Raw genomic sequence first — 22,377 nt, 5'->3', positions numbered from 1 at the left:
TCAGGACGTGCCCAAGGCCTCTGCTTCCACGGCGCCCCGCGGGTGATCGTGGATACGTCAGGCCCCGTAGCAAGGTCGGGACCCTGAGCGAATCGGGAACCAACATGACATCGCCTGCCGCCCAAGCGACGCGGAGCGCGCCCACGGGCACCTCGTACGACCCCGCGCAGTACCGCCCGGGGAAGACCATCACCGACTGGGAGCCGGAGAACGAGCTCTTCTGGAAGTCCACCGGCCGGAAGGTGGCGGCCCGCAACCTGTGGATCGCGGTCCCCGCCCTGCTGGTCGCCTTCGTGGTCTGGCAGGTGTGGTCGGTCACGGCGACCAACCTCAAGGACGTCGGCTTCGGCTTCTCGACCTCCCAGCTGTTCTGGCTGACGGCCGTGCCGGGGCTCACGGGCGGCACGGCCCGGGTCCTCTACACCTTCCTCGGCCCGATGATCGGCCAGCGCCGGTTCACCGCGCTCTCCACGATCGTGCTGGTCATCCCGCTGATCTGGCTCGGCATCGCCGTCCAGGACCCGGACACCTCGTACGGCGTGATGATCGCCATCGCGGCCCTCTGCGGCATCGGCGGCGCCAACTTCGCCTCGTCCCTCGCCAACATCGGCTTCTTCTTCCCCAAGAAGGACAAGGGCAACGCCACCGGCATCAACGGCGGCCTCGGCAACCTCGGCGTCTCCGTCGTCCAGCTGCTCACCCCGATCGTCATCACCAGCTCGGTCATCGCGGTCGGCTCGGCCCAGCACAAGGCCGACGGCTCCTCGGTCTGGCTGCAGAACGCCGCGTTCCTCTGGGTGCCGGTGCTGGTGATCCTGGCCGCCATCGCCTGGTTCGGCCAGAACGACCTCAAGGTCGCCTCCACCCCGTTCAGCCAGCAGAAGATCATCTTCAAGCGCAAGCACAACTGGCTGATGACCTGGCTCTACGTCGGTACGTTCGGCTCCTTCATCGGCTTCGCCGCCGCCCTGCCGATGCTCATCAAGACCACGTTCACCCCGATCGACGCGGCCTACTCCGCGGCCACCTACGCCTGGATGGGCCCGGCCGTGGGCGCGCTCGCCCGCTGGGCCGGCGGCTGGATCGCCGACAAGATCGGCGGGGCGCGGGTCACCATCATCTCGTTCGTCGGCATGGCGCTGTCGATCGTCGGTGTCATCAACTTCCTGCCCGCCGGCGGCGACAACGGCAACTTCTGGGGCTTCTTCGCCTGCTTCCTGTGCGCGTTCTTCTTCTCGGGCATCGGCAACGGCTCCACGTTCCGCCAGATCCCGGTGATCTTCCGCAACCAGCACCTGAAGGGCCTGACCGAGGGCACGCCCGAGTACGCGAAGGCGCTGAAGCAGTCGGAGATGGAGGCGGGCGCCGTCACCGGCTTCACCTCCGCCATCGCGGCATACGGCTTCTTCTTCATCCCGGCGATGTTCGCCAACTTCGCGGTCACCAGCGCGATGTGGGGCTTCGTGGCCTTCTACGTCAGCTGCATCGCGGTCGCCTGGTGGTTCTACGCCCGCAAGGGCGCGGAGTCGCCCAGCTGACGCCCCGAAAGGCGTGAGCGGCACGGTCCGGGTGGGCCGAGTGTGGGAGCACTCGGCCCACCCTCTTTTTTCGGACCCGCACGTCCCGTACCACGAGATTTCGCCGAAATTCTTGTGAATGCTTTCACAAGCGAACTTGGGTCCAAAGTCCTCAGAGAAACCGCAGGTGGGAGTGGGTGTGGTCGGCTTTTCTTGCAGAGGAAAGGGACTTCTGGTCCCTGATCGAGGACCATTGCGGGCCCGCCGGGCGAGCAATGAGGAGTGGAATGGAGGCGTAGCGAAGAAGCGATACGGAAGGTGCGGACGATGACTGCCACTCCTGCGGAAACGACAGTGAACGGCGAGGCCTGGGAAGGCTTCAAGGGCGGTCTGTGGCGGGACGCCATCGACGTCCGCGACTTCGTGCAGCAGAACTACACCCCCTACGAAGGCGACGACTCCTTCCTGGCCGGCCCGACCGAACGCACCGGCCAGGTCTGGCAGAAGCTCCTTTCGATGTTCCCCACGGAGATCGAGCGCGGCATCCACGACGTGGACGTGAAGACCCCCTCGCGCATCGACGCCTTCAGGCCGGGCTACGTCGACGGCACCGCCGCCGACCACAAGGACCTGATCGTCGGCCTGCAGACCGACGCCCCGCTCAAGCGCGCCATCATGCCCAACGGCGGCTGGCGGATGGTCGAGGGCGCACTCAACGCCTATGGCTTCGAGGCCGACCCCGAGGTCAGGAACATCTACACCCACCTGCGCAAGACCCACAACGAAGGCGTCTTCGACGCCTACACGCCCGAGATCCGCGCCTGCCGCTCCTCCGGCATCATCACCGGCCTGCCCGACGCCTACGGCCGCGGCCGCATCATCGGCGACTACCGCCGCGTCGCCCTCTACGGCGTCGACCGCCTCATCGCCGCGAAGGAGGCCGACAAGGCCGCCCTCGCCGCACAGTGGGCGACCGAGGACGTCATCCGGGGCCGCGAGGAGATCTCCGAGCAGATCAAGGCCCTGGGCGAGCTGAAGGCCATGGCGATGTCGTACGGCTACGACATCTCGCGGCCCGCCACCACCGGCCGAGAGGCCATCCAGTGGCTGTACTTCGCCTACCTCGCCGCCGTGAAGGAGCAGAACGGCGCGGCCATGTCGATCGGCCGCATCGACAACTTCCTCGACATCTACCTGCAACGCGACATCGAGGCGGGCCGCATCACCGAGACCGAGGCACAGGAGTTCATCGACGACTTCGTCATCAAGCTCCGCATCGTCCGCTTCCTGCGCACCCCCGAGTACAACGAGGGCTTCTCCGGCGACCCGACCTGGGTCACCTGGTCGATGGCCGGCATAGGCGAGGACGGCCGCCCGCTGGTCTCGCGCACCACCTTCCGCGCCCTGCAGACCCTCTACAACCTCGGCCCCGCCCCCGAGCCGAACCTCACGGTCTTCTGGTCGCGGCGACTGCCCCAGGGGTTCAAGGAGTTCGCCGCCAAGGTCGCCATCGACACCTCGGCCATCCAGTTCGAGTCCGACGAGCTGATGCGGCCCAAGTACGGCGACGACACCGCGATCGCCTGCTGCGTCTCCGCCATGGCCGTCGGCAAGCAGATGCAGTTCTTCGGCGCCCGCGTGAACGTCGCCAAGGCGCTCCTCTACGCGATCAACGGCGGCCGCGACGAGAAGTCCGGCAAGACCATCGTCGAGGGCTTCACGCCCATCGAGGACGAGTACCTGGACTACGCCACCGTCGTGCGCCGGTACGACGCGATGCTCGACTGGCTGGCCAAGACGTACGTCCACGCGCTCAACGTCATCCACTACATGCACGACAAGTACGCCTACGAGCGCATCGAGATGGCGCTGCACGACCAGGAGATCCTGCGCACCATGGCGTGCGGCATCGCGGGCCTCTCGGTCGCCGCCGACTCCCTCTCGGCGATCAAGCACGCCAAGGTGAAGGTGATCCGCGACGAGACGGGCCTGGCCGTCGACTACGAGATCGAGGGCGACTACCCCGCCTACGGCAACAACGACGAGCGCGCCGACGACATCGCCCGGCGCATCGTGCACGACTTCATGGAGAAGGTGCGCAAGCACCCCACCTACCGCGACGCGGTGCACACCCAGTCGGTGCTGACCATCACCTCGAACGTCGTCTACGGCAAGAAGACCGGCAACACCCCCGACGGGCGTCGCGCGGGCGAGCCGTTCGCCCCCGGGGCCAACCCGATGAACGGCCGCGACGAGCACGGCTACATCGCCTCGGCCATGTCGGTCGCCAAGCTCGACTACGACGACGCCGAGGACGGCATCTCGCTGACCAACACCATCACGCCCGACGCGCTCGGCCGCACCCCCGAGGAGCGGATCGCGAACCTCGCCGGCGTCCTGGACGGCTTCATGGCGAGCGACGGCTTCCACATGAACGTCAACGTGCTCGACAAGGCGACCCTGGAGGACGCCATGGAGCACCCGGAGAACTACCCGCAGCTGACGATCCGGGTCTCCGGATACGCGGTCAACTTCATCCGGCTCACCCGCGACCAGCAGCTCGACGTCATCAACCGCACCTTCCACGGCTCGCTCTGAGCCACCGGCCCCCTCCGGGGGGCCGCCCACGAACCGCGGCCCCGGGGCCGGGCCCTCACCTCGGCCCCGGGCGTCGCGCACACCATGTCCTGCCAGGAGTTCGGGAGTTCCGCCATGGCTGTCCTGCTCGGTACCGACATCCCCGTCCGCCCCCGCGGGGGCGATGAGGACGCGGCCACCCCCGCCGCGGCCGCCACCCACCGGCCCGTCACCGGCTCGGTCCACTCCTGGGACCTGTCGACCGGTGTGGACGGGCCCGGGTCGCGCTTCGTCACCTTCCTCGCCGGATGCCCGCTGACCTGCCTGTACTGCCACAACCCCGACACCTGGCGGATGCGCGACGGCAAGCGGACCACGGCGGACGACGTGATCGCGGAGGCCGCGAAGTACACCCGGTTCATCTCCGCCGCCGGGGGAGGGGCCACCATCAGCGGCGGCGAGCCCCTCCTGCAGCCCGTCTTCACCGGCGAACTCCTGCACCGCCTCAAGCACGAGCTGGGCCTGCACACCGCCCTGGACACGTCCGGCTTCCTCGGCGCACGCGCCACCGACGCCCTGCTCCGCGACGTCGACCTGGTCCTGCTCGACATCAAGTCCTGGAACCCCGAGACGTACCAGAAGGTCACCGGACGCCCCCTGCGCCCCACCCTCGACTTCGCCCACCGCCTCGCCGGCCTCGGCCAGGAGACCTGGGTGCGCTTCGTCCTCGTCCCCGGAGTGACCGACGACCCGGCCAACATCGAGGGCGTCGCCCGCTTCGCCGCCTCGCTCGGCAACGTCTCGCGCGTCGACGTGCTGCCCTTCCACAAGCTGGGCGAGGCGAAGTGGGACGCGCTCGGCAAGGACTTCACCCTGCGCGACACCCCCTCGCCGACCCCGGGCCAGGTGGTCGAGGCCAAGGAGATCTTCGCCGCTCAGGGCCTCACGGCCGTCTGAGACGAACCGCTCGCGGGAGCCGGCCGCGCCCCCGGCGTACCCTGGGAACATGAGCACCGCCCCCGCCCCCGAACCGCGAGATCCGGAAGAGCCGAAGACCTCGAAGACCCCGAAAGCGGCTCCGAAAGCCCCGAGGAAGCAGCCGGGGAACGGCCTGATCTTCGACGACCCGCTGTCGCAGCAGTCTTCGGACGATACGGACCGAGGGTGGGGTGAGCGGACCGAGGCCGGCCGGGACAGCGCCGCCGACCTCGGGCGCTTCCTCGACGAGAAGCCGCCCCACCACATCTGAGCCCACGCGGCCGCCCGCGCCGGGGCCCGCAGGACCGCGCGGGCTACTCCTCGCGGTGTCCCGGGCCGCGCTGCGCCACCAGGGCGTCGCGGATCTCCTTGAGCACCTCCAGCTCGGTGATCTCCATGACCTCCTTCGTGCCCTCCTTCTCGGCACGCCGGGCGGCCACCCGCGCCAGGTACTTGGACATCGGCAGCACCATCAGGAAGTACACGACGGCCGCGGTGATCACGAAGCTGAGGACGGCGCTGAGCACGGATCCCCACATGATGGGGATGCCCTTGACGACCTCCCCGCCCTTCATCTCGCAGGGCGACTTCAGGCACGAGTGGTAGTGGTCGAGATCCTTCGTACCGAAGGCGCCGACCAGCGGGTTGATGACACCCTTGACCACCGAGTTCACGATGTTCGTGAACGCGGCGCCGATGACCACCGCGACCGCCAGGTCGACGACATTGCCGCGCATCAGAAAGGCCTTGAAGCCCTCCCAGACGCCCGGTTCCTTCTTCTCGCTCACCACGAGGCCTTTCGTTGCATGTGCGGGTTGCGGAACAAACAGTTTCGCAACCTACGTCAGACCATGGTTCACCTGTCCAATTCGCGCACACCAACGGATTACTTGACAGGCTTTCAGTGCGATCGTGAACGTCTCGGATCATCGCAGCGTCACCGCCAGGCGGGTGTTCGCCCCGGCTCCCGCGAGCCGCGCCGCCGTCCTCGCCGGAGCGGAGAGGACGACCAGCGCGCCGCTCTCGGCGGGGCCCGCCCCCGGCTCGGGCACCTCGGTCACCCGCGCCCCTGACGCCACCACTCTCGGCCGCGCGGCGCCCGCGGACGGCCCGTCGGCCGCGATCACGTCGACCCGGTCGCCGGGGCGCAGCAGCCGGACCGCGTCCGCGTCCGCGATCCGCACCGGCGCCGTCACGGCCGCCTCGTCGACGGTGCCTCCGAGGGGCCGCCGCTCCCGCGCCGACTCCGCGATCGCCGCCTCCCGCGCCGGGACCGGCCCGGAAGCCCCCGGTGCCGTGGCCGCGAGGGCGACGGCGGCCGTCGCGAGCCCCACGGCCAGGGCCCGCCGTCTGTGCCGCAGGAGCCGGCGCAGCCTCGGATGACCTTCGCGCACCCGCACGGGCGGGAAAGGGGGGACCGGGGAGCTGTCCGCCGGCCGGGTCCGGGGAGGGATGTGCGACATGACGACCACCGCCTGCGGTGTGAGGAGCTCGGCTTCTGCTCCCACGATGCGGGCCCGCGCCGATCCCCGCTGAGCCCCGTGGACTACTCACCGGTTGTGGACAACTCCCTCACCCGAAGGGGCAATTCCACCCCCGCCTCAAGGCAGCCGAATCCCCGGATCCATCCCGCCCAGCGCCCTCGCGCACAGGCACTCCCGCCGCTCCGCGTCCCCCGGAAGCCCCGCCACCGCGTCGAACAGCACGCCCCGCAGCCGGTCCACATTGGCGGCGAACACCCGCAGGACCTCCTCGTGGGAGACGCCTTCGCCGGTCTCCGCACCCGCGTCCAAGTCCGTGACCAACGCCAACGACGTGTAGCAGAGCTCCAGTTCACGGGCGAGCGCCGCCTCGGGGTGTCCCGTCATGCCCACCACCGACCAGCCCTGCGCCGCGTACCAGCGCGACTCCGCCCGGGTCGAGAACCGCGGACCCTCGATCACGACGAGCGTCCCGCCGTCGACCGGCTCCTCCCAGCCGCGGCCCCGCGCCGCCTTCAGCGCGGCCGCGCGGCCCGCCGGGCAGTACGGGTCGGCGAGCGAGACGTGCACGACTTCGGGGACGCTGCCGTCGGGCAGCGGCACGCCGTCGAAGTACGTCTGCGGGCGGGTCCGTGTGCGGTCCACGAGCTGATCGGGCACCAGGAGCGTGCCGGGCCCGTACGTGGCCCGCAGCCCGCCGACCGCGCAGGGGCCGAGCACCTGGCGCACGCCGACGGAGCGCAGCGCCCAGAGGTTGGCCCGATAGTTGATGCGGTGCGGCGGCAGGTGGTGGCCGCGGCCGTGCCGGGGCAGGAAGGCGACCCGCCGTCCCGCGACCTCCCCCAGGAAGAGCGAGTCGCTCGGGGACCCGTAGGGGGTGTCGACCCGGAGCTCGGTCACGTCGTCGAGGAAGGAGTAGAAGCCGGAGCCGCCGATGACACCGATCTCGGCCCGCGCGGCGTTCGCCGTGTTCACCATGGCCCGCACAGTAGCCGGGGCCGGGAACGCCGACGACCCCGCCGTCACAGGACGGCGGGGTCACACGAAGAGCGTGCGGAAGTAAGTCCTACGCGGCCGAGCTCGACGACGTGGACGTCGCGGAGGAGCCGGACGACGCGGCATCCGAGGACGAGGACGAGGACGCGGACGACGACGCGGCCTTCGAGTCCGACGAGCCGGAGCCCGACGACTTCGACGACGCGTTCGCCGGCGTGCTGCTCGACGACGAGCCGCGGCTGTCGTTGCGGTAGAAGCCGGAGCCCTTGAAGACGATGCCGACCGCCGAGAACACCTTCTTGAGGCGTCCGTCGCAGTTCGGGCATACGGTCAGGGCGTCATCGGTGAACTTCTGCACCGCCTCGAGGCCCTCGCCGCACTCGGTGCACTGGTACTGGTACGTCGGCACTTGCTTCCTCCTGGCACTCTCACTCGATGAGTGCTAACGACGCTCCATAGTGACGTATTCCGCGAGATCAGTCCACCGTCACCGGCACGCGGTGACCGACGCCACGCGCGACGGTGCGTCCGGAGGCCTTTGGGACGAGCCGCGAACGGAGCGCCAGGAGGACCGTCAGGGCCAGTGCCGTGCCGCCCAGCGGGACCAGGAATCCGGCGCCGTCCCAGAGGCGGTCCTCCAGCTGTCCGGCGACCGTGACGGCCGCGGCCTGGCCGAGCGCGACCGCGCCCGTCAGCCAGGTGAAGGCCTCCGTGCGGCCGGTCGGCGCGACCAGCTTGTCGACCAGGGTGTAGCCGCTGATCAGCGCGGGCGCGATGCAGATGCCGACCAGCAGGCCGAGCCCGGCGAGCAGCAGCACGGAGTGCGCGGCCCACAGGCCGGAGGCCATCAGGGTGAGCGCCGTGTAGCCGACGAGGAGGCGGCGCTGCGGGGAGACCTTCCAGGCGATGGCGCCGCAGACGACGCCGGAGAGCATGTTGCCCGCGGCGAACGTGCCGTACAGGACGCCGTTCAGGCCGGGCTCGCCGATCGACTCGGTGAAGGCGGCCAGCGAGACCTGCATGCCGCCGAAGACGGCGCCGATGCCGAGGAACGTCACGATCAGGACGCGCAGACCGGGGACGCGCAGTGCGGAGACGTGCTCCACGCGCGCGTGGTCCTCGTGATGCGCGGACGGCTTCGGCTGGGTGCTCTTCTGCGCGGCGAAGAGGAGGCCGCCCACGAGGGTGAGTCCGGCCTCGGTGAGGAGCCCGGCCGAGGGGTCGATGGTGGTGCAGAGCGCGGTCGCGAGCAGCGGTCCGAGGACGAAGGTCAGCTCGTCGGTGACCGACTCGAAGGCGGCCGCCGTGGTGGCCAGGGGCGAGTCCTGGAGCTTGACGCCCCAGCGGGCCCGCACCATCGGGCCGATCTGCGGCGTGGAGGCGCCGGCGGGCACGGCGGCCACGAAGAGCGCCCACAGGGGCGCGTCGGAGAGCGCGAGCACCGTCAGGGTGACGACGGACGCGGAGTGGACCAGGACGCCGGGCAGCAGCACGGCGCGCTGGCCGAAGCGGTCGGCGAGCTTGCCGCTGAAGGGGGCGAAGAGCGCCATGGAGACGCCTGTGGCGGCCGAGACGGCGCCCGCGGCGCCGTACGAGCCGGTGGTGTGCTGCACCAGCAGCACGATGGAGATGGTCAGCATCGCGAAGGGCTGGCGCGCCGCGAAGCCGGGCAGCAGGAACGTCCAGGCGCGCGGGGTGCGCAGCAGCTGTCCGTAGCCGGGGCGGGATTCGGTGACCGTGGATGCCACGGCCCGTGCCTTTCTGCCGCCTGGTAGCGCGGTCGCCCTTGGGTGCGGGCGACGGTGCCGAGAGCTGTCCTCTTGCGCGGAACTGCGGTAGATGCCGGGGTCCACTGCGAGGACGCCACGGCCGCCATACGGTCGCGCCAGCTCTGCTTCAGGCAGAGTTGGTTCGATCTGGTGCCTTCATCGTACAGGGGGAGGTCCCATTTGACCGTGTGATTGCGGACAATGAGACCCCCGCCACCTACGATTGGTGTTTTTCTCCGTCGGTTCCCAGCCAACTGGCCAGCTTGCCGCCGTGGCCGACCGCGCGCAGCCGCTTCTCCGCGGCGTCCCGCACCGGGTCGGTCGCCACCACCAGGAGCTCGTCGCCGCGCCGCAGCACCGTCGTCGGCAGCGGCACGAACGATTCTCCCTCGCGCACCACGAGGGTGACCGCGGAGCCCGGGGGCAGTCGCAGCTCGCCGACCTCGACGCCGTGCATCCGCGAGCCGGCGGGGATGCCCACCGACAGGAGATGCCCTTGTAGCCGCTCCAGGGGAGCGGATTCGATGCCCAGGTCGGCGGCGTCCGAGGAGCTGCCGAGCCGCAGCGTCTTGGCCAGCCAGGGCAGCGTGGGGCCCTGGATGAGGGTGTAGACCACGACGAGGACGAAGACGATGTTGAAGATCCGCTGGCTGTCCTCGACGCCGTTCACCATCGGGATCGTCGCCAGGATGATGGGCACCGCGCCGCGCAGGCCGGCCCAGGACAGCAGTGCCTTCTCCTGCCAGGGCATACGGAACGGCAGCAGGCTGAGCACGACCTCAAGGGGGCGCGCCACCACGGTCAGGACCAGGCCGATGAGGATCGCGTGCCAGGTGTCGGCGAGCAGGTCGTGCGGGGTGACCAGCAGGCCGAGCAGGACGAACATGCCGATCTGGGCGATCCAGCCGAGCCCCTCGGCGAAGCCGCGGGTGGCCGGCCAGTGCGGGAGCCTGGCGTTGCCCAGCAGCATCGCGGCGAGGTAGACGGCGAGGAAGCCACTGCCGTGGGCCATGGCCCCGGCGGCGTACGCGGTGACCGCGATCGCCATCACGGCGATGGGGTAGAGGCCGGAGGCGGGCAGCGCGACGTGCCGCAGGCCATAGGCGCCGAGCCAGCCGACCGCGAGGCCGATCGCCGCGCCGATCGCCAGCTCCAGGGCGATCTCGCCGATCAGCACGTACCAGGCGTCCACCGGGCCCGCCGTGGAGAACGCCACGACGAGGATGACCACTGGGGCGTCGTTGAACCCCGACTCCGCTTCCAGGACACCCGTCACACGGGAGGGGAGTGGCACTTTCCGCAGAACCGAGAAGACCGCCGCCGCGTCCGTGGACGAGACCACCGCGCCGATGATCAGCGCCTGCCGCCACTCCAGCCCGACGAGGTAGTGGGCGCCCGCGGCCGTGACGCCGACGCTCACCGCGACGCCCACCGTCGACAGGACCGCGGCGGCGGGCAGGGCCGGTTTGATCTCTTTCCACTTCGTCCCGAGGCCGCCCTCGGCGAGGATCACGACCAGGGCCGCGTAGCCGATGACCTGCGTCAGCTCGGCGTTGTCGAAGTGGACGTCGCCGATGCCGTCCTGGCCCATGGCGATGCCGATGCCCAGGTAGAGCAGCAGGCTGGGGAGGCCGCTGCGCGACGAGATGCGGACCGCCGCCACCGCGACGAGCAGAACGAGCGAGCAGACGAGCAGGAGCTGGTTGAGGTGGTGGACAGTCAGGGGCCGTTCCTTCCTCCGTGATCGTTACTTCGTTACCTTACCTAATCGTTAACGCTTTCTTGACGCCGTCGAATGGCTATTCGATCTCCAAAGGCGCGGGTTCCTGACTCCGCGTCCGGAGCCACGACGCCCTGCGCCTATGGTTGCTCCAGCGCTCCCAGAGCCGCCCAAGTCGACAGCACAGCCCGCCCTGCCGCTCGCGTAAGGACAGCAAGGACAGCGATGCCCTCCAACACCACCGCCTCTTCCGGTCATAAGTCCGGCAAGAAGAAGGGGCGCCGAGCCCGACTCGTCGTGATCGTCCTGGTCCTGGCCATCGTCGGAGGCATCGGCTTCGGCGCGTACTGGAGCGTCAGCACCGTGCGCGCCTCCTTCCCGCAGACCAAGGGATCGATCAAGCTCGACGGCCTGGCCGGCAACGTCGACGTGAAGCGGGACGGAAACGGAATCCCGCAGATCTACGCCGATTCCGACGCCGACCTCTTCATGGCGCAGGGCTACGTCCAGGCGCAGGACCGCTTCTGGGAGATGGACGTACGGCGTCACATGACCTCCGGGCGGCTCTCCGAGATGTTCGGCAAGAGCCAGGTCAAGACGGATGAATTCCTGCGCACGCTCGGCTGGCACCGGGTGGCGAAGAAGGAGTACGACTCCAAGCTCTCGCCGCGGACGAAGAAGTACCTCCAGGCGTACGCCAAGGGAGTCAATGCCTACCTCGACGGCAAGGACGGCAAGGACATCTCCGTCGAGTACGCGGCGCTCGGCTTCAAGAACGACTACAAGCCGCAGGAGTGGACCCCCGTCGACTCCGTGGCCTGGCTCAAGGCCATGGCCTGGGACCTGCGCGGCAACATGCAGGACGAGATCGACCGCTCCCTGATGACGAGCCGCCTCGGCCCGTCGCAGATCAAGGACCTGTACCCCGAGTACCCGTACAAGCGGAACAAGCCCATCGTCCGTGAGGGCGCCTACGACAGCGCCACCGGGAAGTACGACCCCGAGGGCACCCCCGGCAGCACGGGCTCGGGCTCCGGCACGGGCACGGGTACCGGCACTGGTCTCGGCACCGGCACCGGCGGATCCACCGGCACGGGTGGCACCGGCGGCACGGGCGGCGCGGCGGGCACCGGCCTCGCCGGCGGCACCCGGCCCCCCGCCGGGATGACCTCGCAGCTCTCGGGCGTCTCCGACGCCCTGGACGAGGTCCCCGCCATCCTCGGCCCGAACGGCAACGGCATCGGCTCGAACTCCTGGGTCGTCTCCGGCAAGCACACCATCACCGGCAAGCCGCTCCTCGCCAACGACCCGCACCTCGCGCCGCAGCTGCCCTCCGTCTGGTACCAGATGGGCCTGCACTGCCGGTCGGTCTCCGACAAGTGCGGGTACGACGTCTCGGGCTACACCTTCTCCGGCATGCCGGGCGTGGTCATCGGCCACAACCAGGACATCGCATGGGGCATGACGAACCTCGGCGCCGACGTCACGGACCTGTACCTGGAGAAGTTCGCCGGGGACGGCTACCAGTACGGCGACAAGGTCGTGCCCTTCACCTCGCGCGAGGAGACCATCAAGGTCGCCGGCGGCAAGGAGAAGAAGATCACGGTCCGCGAGACCAACAACGGCCCGCTCATCTCCGACCGCGACGACGAACTGGTCAAGGTCGGCAAGAAGGCCCAGGTCGACAGCGCGGCCCCGGACCGGGGCGACGGCTACGGAGTGGCGCTGCGCTGGACCGCGCTGAGCCCCGGCAAGTCCATGGACGCGGTCTTCGAGCTCAACCAGGCCAAGGACTTCAAGGGCTTCCGCAAGGCGGCCGCTTCGTTCGAAGTGCCCTCCCAGAACCTGATCTACGCGGACCGCGAAGGCAACATCGGCTACCAGGCGCCCGGCAAGATCCCCACGCGGGGCAAGGGCGACGGCTCCCTCCCGGCGCCGGGCTGGGACCCCGAGTACCGCTGGGGCAAGCCCATCCCGCAGGACGCGCTGCCCTACGAGTACAACCCCGAGCGCGGCTACATCGTCACCGCCAACCAGGCCGTGGTCAGCGACAAGTACCCGTACAAGCTCACCTCGGACTGGGGCTACGGAGCACGCAGCCAGCGGATCGACGACCTCATCCAGTCGAAGATCAAGAACGGCGGCAAGATCTCCACCGAGGACATGCGCCTCATGCAGATGGACAACAGCAGCGAGATCGCCAAGCTGCTCGTGCCCAAGCTGCTGAAGATCGACGTCAAGGACAAGTACGTCCGCGAGGCGCAGAAGCTCCTCGAGGGCTGGGACTACACCCAGGACGCCGATTCGGCGGCCGCCGCGTACTTCAACTCGGTGTGGCGCAACATCCTCAAGCTGGCCTTCGGCAACAAGCTCCCCAAGGAGCTGCGCGTCAAGGGGCAGTGCCTGAGCGTCGAGCCGGCCGGCAACACCGGCCCCGCCGACGAGGGCGAGAAGGTGCGCGAGTGCGGTGAGCGCGACGCGGACTCCGCGCAGCCGGACGGCGGCGACCGCTACTACGAAGTCGTCCGCAAGATCATCGACGACCAGAAGAACGCCTGGTGGAAGGCGCCCGGCACCCGTACCGACGCGGAGACCAAGACCCGTGACCAGCTGTTCAAGCGGGCTCTGGAGGATGCACGCTGGGACCTGACGGCCAAGCTGGGCAAGGACGTCGACACCTGGAGCTGGGGCCGCCTGCACCGGCTCACGCTGAAGAACCAGACGCTCGGCACCGACGGGCCCGGCTGGCTGCAGTTCGTGCTCAACCGCGGCCCGTGGAACCTCGGCGGAGGCGAGGCCGCGGTCAACGCCACCGGCTGGAACGCGGCGGGCGGCTACGGAGTGGTCTGGGTGCCCTCCATGCGCATGGTGGTGAACCTCAAGGACCTCGACAAGTCCAAGTGGATCAACCTCACCGGCGCCTCGGGGCACGCGTACAACGACCACTACACCGACCAGACGGACAAGTGGGCCAAGGGCGAACTCCTGCCGTGGGCCTACACGGAGAAGGCGGTCGAGGACAGCACGAGCGACAAGCTGGTGCTGCGCCCCTGACGGCGGCGCACGCCGGCACGATCCGAAAGGGCCCTCCACGCGCGCGTGGAGGGCCCTTTCGGGCGTCCGGGCCCTCGGGCGCGGTCGTGGGCCCGCTCACCGGAAGCGGCGCACCCCGGACGGCGTCACGACGGCGTGCACCGGCCGGTCGTGCGCCTCGTCGGGGAGGTGCGGGACGACTTCGGAGTCGTACAGGAGCACCACGAGGGCGGGGTCGGCCGCCGCGCGTTCCAGGCGGGCCAGGACCCGGTCGTACGATCCGCCGCCGCGGCCGAGCCGCATCCCGCGCGCGTCGACGGCGAGACCCGGCAACAGCACGGCGTCCGCCTCCAGGACGGCGTCCGGCCCGAGCCGGTCCCCGGCGGGCTCCAACAGCTCGATCTTCCCCCGGTGTTGCACGCGGGCCAGCGAGCCCGGCCCCTCGTACACGCCCCAGGCCAGGTCGTTGTCGGCGAGCAGCACCGGCAGCAGGACGCGGGTCCCGCGCGCGTGGAGGGCGTCCAGCAGGGCGCGGGTGCCGGGTTCGCCGCCCACGGAGACGTACGCCGCGACGGTGCGCGCCCCGGCGAGCTCCGGGAGTTCCAGCGCGCGCTCGGCGAGAACCGCGGCGGCCTCGCGTGCGTCATCCACAGTCAACCCGCTCCTCACCGCGAGGAAGTCCCGCCGCAACATCCGCTTGGTTGGCTGACCGCCGGCCTCGGTACCGCTGGTTCCGCTCATGGGGATCACGCAATTCCTTCCTGATGGGCGCATATGCGCACAAATTAGCTGGACCCACAGATTCCGCACATACGCACCGGATATGGTGGCCGCATGACTGAGTCTCATCCCCCACACCACCGGATCACCAAGGCGGTCATCCCCGCCGCCGGTCTCGGTACGCGCTTCCTGCCGGCCACCAAGGCCACGCCCAAGGAGATGCTGCCGGTGGTCGACAAGCCGGCCATCCAGTACGTGGTCGAGGAGGCCGTCTCCGCGGGCCTCGACGACGTCCTCATGATCACGGGCCGCAACAAGCGCCCGCTGGAGGACCACTTCGACCGCAACTACGAACTGGAGTCCGCCCTCCTGAAGAAGGGCGACGAGGCCCGCCTCGCCAAGGTCCAGGAGTCCAGCGACCTCGCGACGATGCACTATGTGCGCCAGGGCGACCCCAAGGGGCTCGGTCACGCCGTCCTGTGTGCCGCTCCGCACGTCGGCCACGAACCGTTCGCGGTGCTCCTCGGCGACGACCTCATCGACCCGCGCGACCCCCTCCTCGCCCGCATGGTGGAGGTCCAGGAGCGGCACGGCGGCAGCGTCATCGCCCTCATGGAGGTCTCCCCCGAGCAGATCCACCTCTACGGCTGCGCGGCGGTCGACGCCACCGAGGACGGCGACGTCGTCAAGGTCACCGACCTGGTCGAGAAGCCCGACGCGGCCGACGCCCCGTCGAACTACGCGATCATCGGCCGGTACGTCCTCGACCCGCACATCTTCGACATACTGCGCAAGACCGAGCCGGGCCGCGGCGGCGAGATCCAGCTCACCGACGCCCTCCAGCAGCTCGCGGCCGACGAGAAGGTCGGCGGCCCGGTGCACGGCGTGGTCTTCAAGGGCCGCCGCTATGACACCGGTGACCGCGGCGACTATCTGCGTGCCATTGTCAGACTCGCGTGCGAACGTGAAGATCTGGGCCCGGACTTCAAGGCCTGGCTTCGCAGTTACGTCACCGAGGAGATGTAGCACTTTGAGCAGCAGCACGACGACACCGACCACCGACCGGCAGCCGTTCTGGTCGGTGGACGAGCATCTGGACGACATCCTCGAGACCGTCCGCCCGCTCGAACCCATCGAGCTCCAGCTCCTCGACGCCCAGGGCTGTGTCCTGGTCGAGGACGTCACGGTGCCCGTCTCGCTGCCGCCCTTCGACAACAGCTCCATGGACGGTTACGCGGTACGGGTCGCCGATGTCGAGGGCGCGAGCGAGGAGTTCCCCGCCGTCCTCACCGTCATCGGCGACGTGGCCGCGGGCGCGGGCGAGCGGCCCACCGTCGGCGCGGGCCAGGCCGCCCGCATCATGACCGGCGCCCCGCTGCCCCCCGGCGCCGAGGCCGTCGTCCCCGTGGAGTGGACCGACGGCGGCCTGGGCGAGGGCCCCGTCTCCGGGATGCGCGCCCACAGCGCCGCCCCCGAAGGCGCCTTCGGCGAGGTCCGCGTGCACCGCCCCGCCGAGGCACACGCGCACGTGCGCGCCCGTGGCAGCGACGTGCGGGCCGGCGACCGCGCCCTGACCGCCGGCACCGTGCTCGGGCCGCCGCAGATCGCGCTGCTCGCCGCCGTCGGCCGGGCCACGGTCAAGGTGCGCCCGCGCCCGCGCGTGGTCGTCATGTCCACCGGCAGCGAACTGATCCAGCCCGGCGAGCAGTTGGCCGAGGGCCAGATCCACGACTCCAACAGCTTCGCCCTCACCGCCGCCGCCCGCGACGCCGGAGCCATCGCCTACCGCGTGGGCGCGGTCGCCGACGACGCCGAGACGCTGCGCTCCACCATCGAGGACCAGCTGATCCGCGCCGACCTCATCGTCACCACGGGCGGCGTCAGCGTCGGCGCGTACGACGTCGTCAAGGAGGCCCTGAGCTCCATCGGCGACCCGGACGCGGAGGGCGGCATCGGGGCGGGCGGCGGCGTGGAGTTCCGCAAGCTCGCCATGCAGCCGGGCAAGCCGCAGGGCTTCGGCTCCATCGGCCCCGACCACACCCCGCTCCTCGCGCTGCCGGGCAACCCCGTCTCCTCGTACGTCTCCTTCGAGCTCTTCGTGCGTCCCGCGATCCGCACCCTCATGGGGCTGCCGGAGGTCCGGCGGCGCTCCACGCGCGCGGAGCTGTTGACCGACGAGGCGCTGCGCTCGCCCGCGGACCGCCGCCAGTTCCTGCGGGGGCGGTACGACGAGGAGGCGGGCCGCGTGACGCCCGTCGGCGGTTCCGGTTCGCACCTGATCGCCGCCCTCGCGCAGGCGAACGCCCTCATCGTGCTCCCCGAGGAGACCACGTCGGTGGAGCCGGGCGCCGAGGTCGAGGTGGTCCTGCTCGGCTGAGAGGGGCGCCCGCGCGGTACCGTGTCGCGCACAACAGGCCTGCGCGCCGCACCGCGCGGAGCCCGGACCGGGAGCGCCAAGCACATGACCGCGATTTCCCGGGGGGACACCCCCGGAGCCCCTGAGCAGCAGCGACTGACCCACATCGACGAGGCGGGCGCGGCCCGCATGGTCGACGTCTCCGCCAAGGACGTGACCGCGCGCACGGCACGCGCCAGCGGTCGCGTACGGGTCTCGCCCCGCGTGATCGAACTGCTGCGCGGGGAGGGCGTGCCCAAGGGCGATGCCCTGGCCACCGCGCGGATCGCGGGCATCATGGGTGCCAAACGCACGCCGGACCTCATCCCGCTCTGCCACCCGCTGGCCGTCTCCGGAGTCAAGCTCGACCTCTCCGTGGCGGACGACGCGGTCGAGATCCTCGCCACGGTGAAGACGACCGACCGCACGGGCGTCGAGATGGAGGCCCTCACCGCGGTGAGCGTCGCCGCCCTCACCGTCGTCGACATGGTCAAGGCCGTCGACAAGGGCGCCGTCATCACCGACGTACGGGTCGAGGAGAAGACCGGCGGCAAGTCGGGGCACTGGACGCGCGAGCAAGCGGACGAGGGAGCAGGGGCATGAGTGGTCAGGACGCGTCGGCCGGAGCCGCGCCGTACCGCGCGCTGGTCGTGACGGCCTCCAACCGCGCCGCCGCCGGCGTCTACGCCGACAAGGGCGGCCCGATCCTCGCCGAGGGCCTGGCCGCGCTCGGCTTCGCCGTCGACGGCCCGCAGGTGGTCCCCGACGGCGACCCCGTCGGAGCGGCCCTGCGCGCGGGTGTCGAGGCCGGTTACGACGTCATCCTCACCACCGGCGGCACCGGCATCTCGCCCACCGACCGCACCCCCGACGTCACCCGCGGGGTCATCGACCACGAGGTCCCCGGCATCGGCGAGGCGATCCGCGCGTACGGCAGGGACAAGGTCCCCACGGCCGTCCTCTCGCGCGGGCTCGCGGGGGTCGCTGGCCGGACGCTCGTCGTCAACCTGCCGGGTTCCACCGGGGGCGTACGCGACGGACTCGCCGTCCTGGAGCCGCTGCTGAAGCACGCGGTCGACCAGCTGCGCGGCGGTGACCACCCCAGTCCGCCGGGGGGTGCGAGCTGAACAGCCCCTCCTGGCCCGTCGAACTGACGGACGGCGATGTCGTCCTCCGTCCCATAAAGCTGCGTGACCAGCGGGCCTGGCGGGAGGTCAACCGGCGCAACCGCGACTGGCTGCGCCCCTGGGAGGCCACGATCCCGCCGCCCACGCCCAGCGGCCCGGTGGTGCACCGCCCCACCTACCGCCAGATGGTCCGTCATCTGCGCGCCGAGGCGAACGCGGGCCGGATGCTGCCGTTCGTCATCGAATACCAGGGGCGTCTCGTCGGGCAGTTGACGGTCGCCGGGATCACCTGGGGATCCATGTGCTCGGGCCACGTCGGCTACTGGGTCGACGAGTCCGTCGCGGGCCGCGGAGTGATGCCGACCGCCGTCGCGCTCGCCGTCGACCACTGCTTCCGTTCGGTCGGGCTGCACCGTATCGAGGTCTGTATTCGCCCCGAGAACATGCCGAGCCGACGGGTCGTGGAGAAACTCGGATTCCGCGAGGAGGGGCTGCGGCCGCGCTATCTCCACATCGACGGGGCCTGGCGCGACCATCTCGTCTTCGCGCTCACCACCGAAGAGGTGCCGGAAGGACTGTTGCGCCGCTGGCACCAGGCGCGACCTCGGCACACGGCATAGCGCGGCACACCCGGCGCACCCCGACCCGGGAAATGAAATATATGTTCGAAATTGCGCGATGACGGTCCGTCCGAGACGGGTATGAGTCTTGTCTCAGGCATTAATTTCATGCCGACAGCGGCCTGTTGATCGCATCAGTCGCAAAAAAAGTTCGAGATATCAGCCAGATCGTGCGACACACCGGCTCAATTGGCAGATGGCCTCACGCAAACCCCTCTACCGTGTGAGCGTGAGCAGCAGCGGCCTCATCTACGCAGTCATCGTCGGGGCCTGGGCCGCCTACTTGGTGCCGATGTGGCTCCGTAGGCAGGACGAGCTGAACGAAGCCCGTCCGACGGAACGCTTCAGCACCGCCATCCGGCTGCTGTCCGGACGGGCGGGCATGGAGCGCCGATACGCCAAGGACCTGCAAGCGCGCTCGCCCGAGGAAGGGGAGTCGCACGACGACCCGGACGTCATCACCGGCTCGGTGGACGTCCGGTCCTTCGTCGCGCCCCCGTCCGACACGGCGGAGCACCGGCCGGAGCGGGCCGAGCCCCCCGCCGGGCGGCCCGAGCCCGCGGCCCGTCCGCAGGCGCGCCCCGAACGCGAACCCGAACCCGCGGTCCGGCACGGATCCGAGTCCGAGCGCGCGGCCGCCCCGGCTCCCCGGGCCAAGGCCCCGGCCAGGGCGACGCCCGCGCAGCGGGCCGCCTCGGCGGAGGCCGCCGCCCGCGCCCGGCGCTCGAAGGTCCTCGCCCGGCGCCGGCGAACGACGGTGCTCCTCTTCCTCGCCTTCACGGCCGGCACGGTCGTCGCCGCGGTCGGCGGCCTCGCCCTGCTGTGGGCGCCCGCCGCGCCCGGGGTGCTCCTGAGCGCGTACATCGTCTACCTGCGCGGCCAGGAGCGGCGCCGCTTCACGTACACCATGGACCGGCGCCGCGCCGAGGCCGCCGCCCAGCGGTTGCGCGAGCGGCAGCCGCGCCGCAGGCCCGCGGAGCCCCCGGCCGACGAGCCGGCCGACGACGGCCCGGCGTCCGGGACGGAGACCGGCCTCTCCGCGCTGGCCGCGGACCGCCGCGCCCTCGTCGAGCAGACCGACCACGCCGAATGGGTCGACCAGCAGCGCGAGCGGCAGCACGGCCCGGGCCGCGGCGACAGCTGGGACCCGGTCCCGGTGCCGCTGCCGACGTACGTGACGGCGCCGGTCGCCCCGCGCGCCACCGGCAGCGTCGACCTGGGCTCGCCGGACGCGTGGAGCTCGGCGCGGTCGAGCACGGCGGAGCCGTCCGCCGAGCGCGCGGCCGAGCGGGAGCGGCCGGCCGAGGGCGCGGGCGACATCGACGGGAGCGACGGCGCCGACGCCGTCGGCGGCCGCAGCGACCGGCGCCGGGCGGCGTCCGCGCGGCGCGCGCGCGAGCGCGGCCGCACGCCGCTCTTCGACCAGTACGAGGACGGCGACCGGCCGCGCGCGGCCAACGAGTGAGGCGCCGTGAGATCCACCCGGCTGACCAGCCAGGAACGGATTTCCAAGCACCCGGATGGGGATGCTAGAGTTTCACTCGTTGCAAGGGCCTGTGGCGCAGTCCGGTAGCGCACCTCGTTCGCATCGAGGGGGCCAGGGGTTCAAATCCCCTCAGGTCCACTGCACATGAGATCCCGTCCAGTTCATCGAACTGGACGGGATCTTTGCGTTGTCCCGTCCCCGGGGTCACCCTCCGATCGCCCCGGGTGTGGTTTTCTCCGGTGTGGATACATTTGATCCATGTTGTCCCCTTTGAGGGTTGCCGCCGTGTGCGGTACCGCACTGGTCGCCGCGCTGGCGGGCGGGTGCGCCGAGCCTCGGGGGCTGCGGGTGGAGGGCCCCGCGCTGCGCCCCTCGCGCGTGACGGGCCCCGTCTATCTGGCCGACGTGATGGGGCGGCCGTTGCAGCAGCCGGCGGCGGTGGGGCTCACCGAGTCGGTGTCGCTCACGGAGCTGAGCTGGCACGACTGGGGCGGCCCGATCGCGCGCGCCTCCGGGAAGCTCAGCGGGGAATGGTGCCTGCCCGGGTGCGGCAGGAAGCCGTACGACGCGACGCTGACGCTCAGCGGTCTGGAGCGCCAGGAGCGCGTGGCGTACTACCGGCGGGCCACCGTCGAGCCGAAGACGCCGGACGAGCTGCCCGCGAGCGCGGTGAACGTGCAGTTCCAGGGGATCCGGCTGTCGGTCCCGGACGTCTGAGGGGGCTGGGAACGGCATGGGGCTGCGTACCAAGATCGGTGTCGCCATCGCGGGCACCGCCGCACTCGTCTCCGTCGTGATGGGGCTGCTCGTGCACCACCGCACCGCCGAGGCGCAGTACGCGGGCGCGCGCACGCAGATCGGGGACCGGCTGCGGACGGCCGTGCAGGACCACGCGGCCGGCATCGACGGTGACCGCACCCTCGTCGACCCGCCCGATCTGCCGGGGCCGCTCGCCGGTGCGGTGGCGAGGGGGAAGTGGGGCGTCTACCTGGACCGCGACGGGCGGGTCCCGCAGCTGTGGGCGGCGAGCAAGGCCGGCGAGGAGATCGTCGCGTTGAAGCGGCCGTACGACAGGGAGGCCGAGACCGTACGCGACGTGGACCGGGTGCTGTGGGTCTCCGGCGGGCTCGGGACGGCGCTGGCCTGTGTGGCGGGGCTGCTCGTGGCCACCCGGCTCGGGCGTCGGCTGCGGGCGAAGGCCGGGGCGGCGCAGCGCATCGCCGAGGGGGATCTGACGGCGCGGCTGCCGCTGCGCGGCAAGGACGAGATCACCCGGCTCGCGTCCGCCGTGAACACGATGGCCGACGCGCTCGCGGCCCGGCTGCAGGCCGAGCGCGAGGTGACGGCGAACATCGCGCACGAACTGCGGACCCCGGTGGCCGGCATGGTCACGGCGGCCGGGCTGCTGCCGCCGGGCCGCCCCTCCGAACTGGTGCGGGAGTCCGCGCAGCGGCTGCGGGAGCTGGTCGACGACGTCATCGAGGTGGCCCGGCTCGACGGCGCGGGGGAGCAGGTCGCGGCCGAGGAGTGCGGGCTGGGGGAGCTGGTGCGCACGTCGGCCGCGACCGGGGCCGCGGGGGCGCCGGGCGTGACGGTGGACGTCGTACGGGACGTGCGGGTGGTGACCGACCCGCGGCGGGTGGAGCGGGTGGTCGGCAACCTCGTCAGCAACGCGCTGCGGCACGGGGCGGCGCCGGTGGTCGTCGAGGTCGACGGCGGGCTGGTGCGGGTGCGGGACTCCGGGGGCGGCTTTCCGGAGTCCCTGCTGTCCCGGGGGCCGCAGCGGTTCCGGAGCGGGTGCGGGGAGAAGAAGGTGGGGCTCGGGCTCGGGCTGACGATCGCGCAGGGGCAGGCGCAGGTGCTCGGGGCCGGGCTGCGGTTCAGCAATCCGGTGGGCGGCGGGGCCCTCGCCGAGCTGGACCTGCGGTCGGCGGTGCGGGAGTAGTCCCGTCGTCGTG

At 70.9% G+C, this 22,377-nt stretch carries 20 protein-coding genes and 1 tRNA gene; 14 read left to right on the top strand and 7 right to left on the bottom strand.

The annotated features are described in order from the left end of the window. Positions 1–104: 104 nt before the first annotated feature. From ACZ7DY_RS26460 to ACZ7DY_RS26445, 4 genes are all read left to right on the top strand, one after another. Positions 105–1,538 (top strand): NarK family nitrate/nitrite MFS transporter, encoded by a 1,434-nt coding sequence (locus tag ACZ7DY_RS26460; protein ID WP_471139101.1) that lies wholly within the window; start codon positions 105–107, stop codon positions 1,536–1,538. A gap of 306 nt (positions 1,539–1,844) precedes the next feature. Beyond that, the gene (gene pflB / locus ACZ7DY_RS26455) at positions 1,845–4,115 is read left to right on the top strand and encodes a formate C-acetyltransferase (RefSeq protein ID WP_471139099.1); all 2,271 of its coding nucleotides are present in this window, start codon (positions 1,845–1,847) and stop codon (positions 4,113–4,115) included. 114 nt (positions 4,116–4,229) lie between these two features. Further along, positions 4,230–5,051, top strand: a complete 822-nt coding sequence (gene pflA, locus ACZ7DY_RS26450; protein ID WP_471139096.1) for a pyruvate formate-lyase-activating protein — start codon at positions 4,230–4,232, stop codon at positions 5,049–5,051. Between the two features lie 49 nt (positions 5,052–5,100). Continuing rightward, positions 5,101–5,343: a hypothetical protein gene (locus ACZ7DY_RS26445; RefSeq protein ID WP_471139094.1), complete on the top strand. Its 243-nt coding sequence runs from the start codon at positions 5,101–5,103 to the stop codon at positions 5,341–5,343. A 43-nt stretch (positions 5,344–5,386) separates the two neighbouring features. Here the strand turns inward: ACZ7DY_RS26445 and mscL are convergent, their stop codons facing one another. The 6 genes from mscL to ACZ7DY_RS26415 form a co-directional block, all read right to left on the bottom strand. After that, the gene (gene mscL / locus ACZ7DY_RS26440; RefSeq protein WP_471139092.1) at positions 5,387–5,860 is read right to left on the bottom strand and encodes a large conductance mechanosensitive channel protein MscL; all 474 of its coding nucleotides are present in this window, start codon (positions 5,858–5,860) and stop codon (positions 5,387–5,389) included. Between the two features lie 138 nt (positions 5,861–5,998). Further along, positions 5,999–6,406 (bottom strand): hypothetical protein, encoded by a 408-nt coding sequence (locus ACZ7DY_RS26435; protein WP_471139090.1) that lies wholly within the window; start codon positions 6,404–6,406, stop codon positions 5,999–6,001. Positions 6,407–6,673: 267 nt separating this feature from the next. Next, positions 6,674–7,531 carry an S-methyl-5'-thioadenosine phosphorylase gene (locus ACZ7DY_RS26430; protein WP_471139088.1) on the bottom strand — a complete coding sequence of 286 codons (858 nt, stop codon included), beginning with the start codon at positions 7,529–7,531 and terminating at the stop codon, positions 6,674–6,676. 88 nt (positions 7,532–7,619) lie between these two features. Next, positions 7,620–7,958, bottom strand: coding sequence for an FmdB family zinc ribbon protein (locus ACZ7DY_RS26425; protein WP_471139086.1), 339 nt, complete (start codon positions 7,956–7,958; stop codon positions 7,620–7,622). A 67-nt stretch (positions 7,959–8,025) separates the two neighbouring features. Continuing rightward, positions 8,026–9,297, bottom strand: coding sequence for an MFS transporter (locus ACZ7DY_RS26420; RefSeq protein WP_471139084.1), 1,272 nt, complete (start codon positions 9,295–9,297; stop codon positions 8,026–8,028). A gap of 238 nt (positions 9,298–9,535) precedes the next feature. Next, a complete protein-coding gene (locus ACZ7DY_RS26415; RefSeq protein WP_471139897.1) occupies positions 9,536–11,041 on the bottom strand; it encodes a potassium/proton antiporter in 1,506 nt (501 codons plus the stop codon). A 222-nt stretch (positions 11,042–11,263) separates the two neighbouring features. On the opposite strand from ACZ7DY_RS26415, the gene ACZ7DY_RS26410 reads away from it, so the two are divergent. After that, positions 11,264–14,092 carry a penicillin acylase family protein gene (locus ACZ7DY_RS26410; RefSeq protein ID WP_471139081.1) on the top strand — a complete coding sequence of 943 codons (2,829 nt, stop codon included), beginning with the start codon at positions 11,264–11,266 and terminating at the stop codon, positions 14,090–14,092. Positions 14,093–14,188: 96 nt separating this feature from the next. Here the strand turns inward: ACZ7DY_RS26410 and ACZ7DY_RS26405 are convergent, their stop codons facing one another. Beyond that, positions 14,189–14,764 (bottom strand): 5-formyltetrahydrofolate cyclo-ligase, encoded by a 576-nt coding sequence (locus ACZ7DY_RS26405; protein WP_471139894.1) that lies wholly within the window; start codon positions 14,762–14,764, stop codon positions 14,189–14,191. 141 nt (positions 14,765–14,905) lie between these two features. On the opposite strand from ACZ7DY_RS26405, the gene galU reads away from it, so the two are divergent. The 9 genes from galU (at position 14,906) to ACZ7DY_RS26360 (ending at position 22,364) form a co-directional block, all read left to right on the top strand. Further along, a complete protein-coding gene (galU, locus tag ACZ7DY_RS26400) occupies positions 14,906–15,817 on the top strand; it encodes a UTP--glucose-1-phosphate uridylyltransferase GalU (protein ID WP_471139079.1) in 912 nt (303 codons plus the stop codon). 4 nt (positions 15,818–15,821) lie between these two features. Next, complete coding sequence (gene glp, locus ACZ7DY_RS26395; RefSeq protein WP_471139077.1) at positions 15,822–17,168, top strand: molybdotransferase-like divisome protein Glp; 1,347 nt, start codon at positions 15,822–15,824, stop codon at positions 17,166–17,168. Between the two features lie 84 nt (positions 17,169–17,252). After that, a complete protein-coding gene (moaC, locus tag ACZ7DY_RS26390; RefSeq protein WP_471139075.1) occupies positions 17,253–17,789 on the top strand; it encodes a cyclic pyranopterin monophosphate synthase MoaC in 537 nt (178 codons plus the stop codon). After that, positions 17,786–18,313 (top strand): MogA/MoaB family molybdenum cofactor biosynthesis protein, encoded by a 528-nt coding sequence (locus tag ACZ7DY_RS26385; protein ID WP_471139072.1) that lies wholly within the window; start codon positions 17,786–17,788, stop codon positions 18,311–18,313. Before moaC ends, ACZ7DY_RS26385 begins: the two co-directional genes overlap by 4 nt. Further along, entirely contained in the window at positions 18,310–18,933 is a 624-nt protein-coding gene (locus ACZ7DY_RS26380) for a GNAT family N-acetyltransferase (protein ID WP_471139891.1), read from the top strand. The genes ACZ7DY_RS26385 and ACZ7DY_RS26380 overlap by 4 nt, the downstream gene beginning before the upstream one ends. 229 nt (positions 18,934–19,162) lie before the next feature. Continuing rightward, positions 19,163–20,398 (top strand): divisome protein SepX/GlpR, encoded by a 1,236-nt coding sequence (gene sepX, locus ACZ7DY_RS26375; RefSeq protein ID WP_471139069.1) that lies wholly within the window; start codon positions 19,163–19,165, stop codon positions 20,396–20,398. Between the two features lie 85 nt (positions 20,399–20,483). Then, positions 20,484–20,557 (top strand) — tRNA-Ala (locus tag ACZ7DY_RS26370). Positions 20,558–20,677: 120 nt separating this feature from the next. Next, entirely contained in the window at positions 20,678–21,136 is a 459-nt protein-coding gene (locus tag ACZ7DY_RS26365; RefSeq protein ID WP_471139067.1) for a hypothetical protein, read from the top strand. Positions 21,137–21,152: 16 nt separating this feature from the next. Further along, positions 21,153–22,364 (top strand): sensor histidine kinase, encoded by a 1,212-nt coding sequence (locus ACZ7DY_RS26360; RefSeq protein ID WP_471139066.1) that lies wholly within the window; start codon positions 21,153–21,155, stop codon positions 22,362–22,364. The last annotated feature ends 13 nt before the right edge of the window (positions 22,365–22,377 follow it).

Source organism: Streptomyces sp. NPDC037013, from assembly GCF_055607265.1.
The sequence above is the reverse complement of the archived record's forward strand: the minus strand, read 5'-3'. Positions and strand labels throughout refer to the sequence as shown.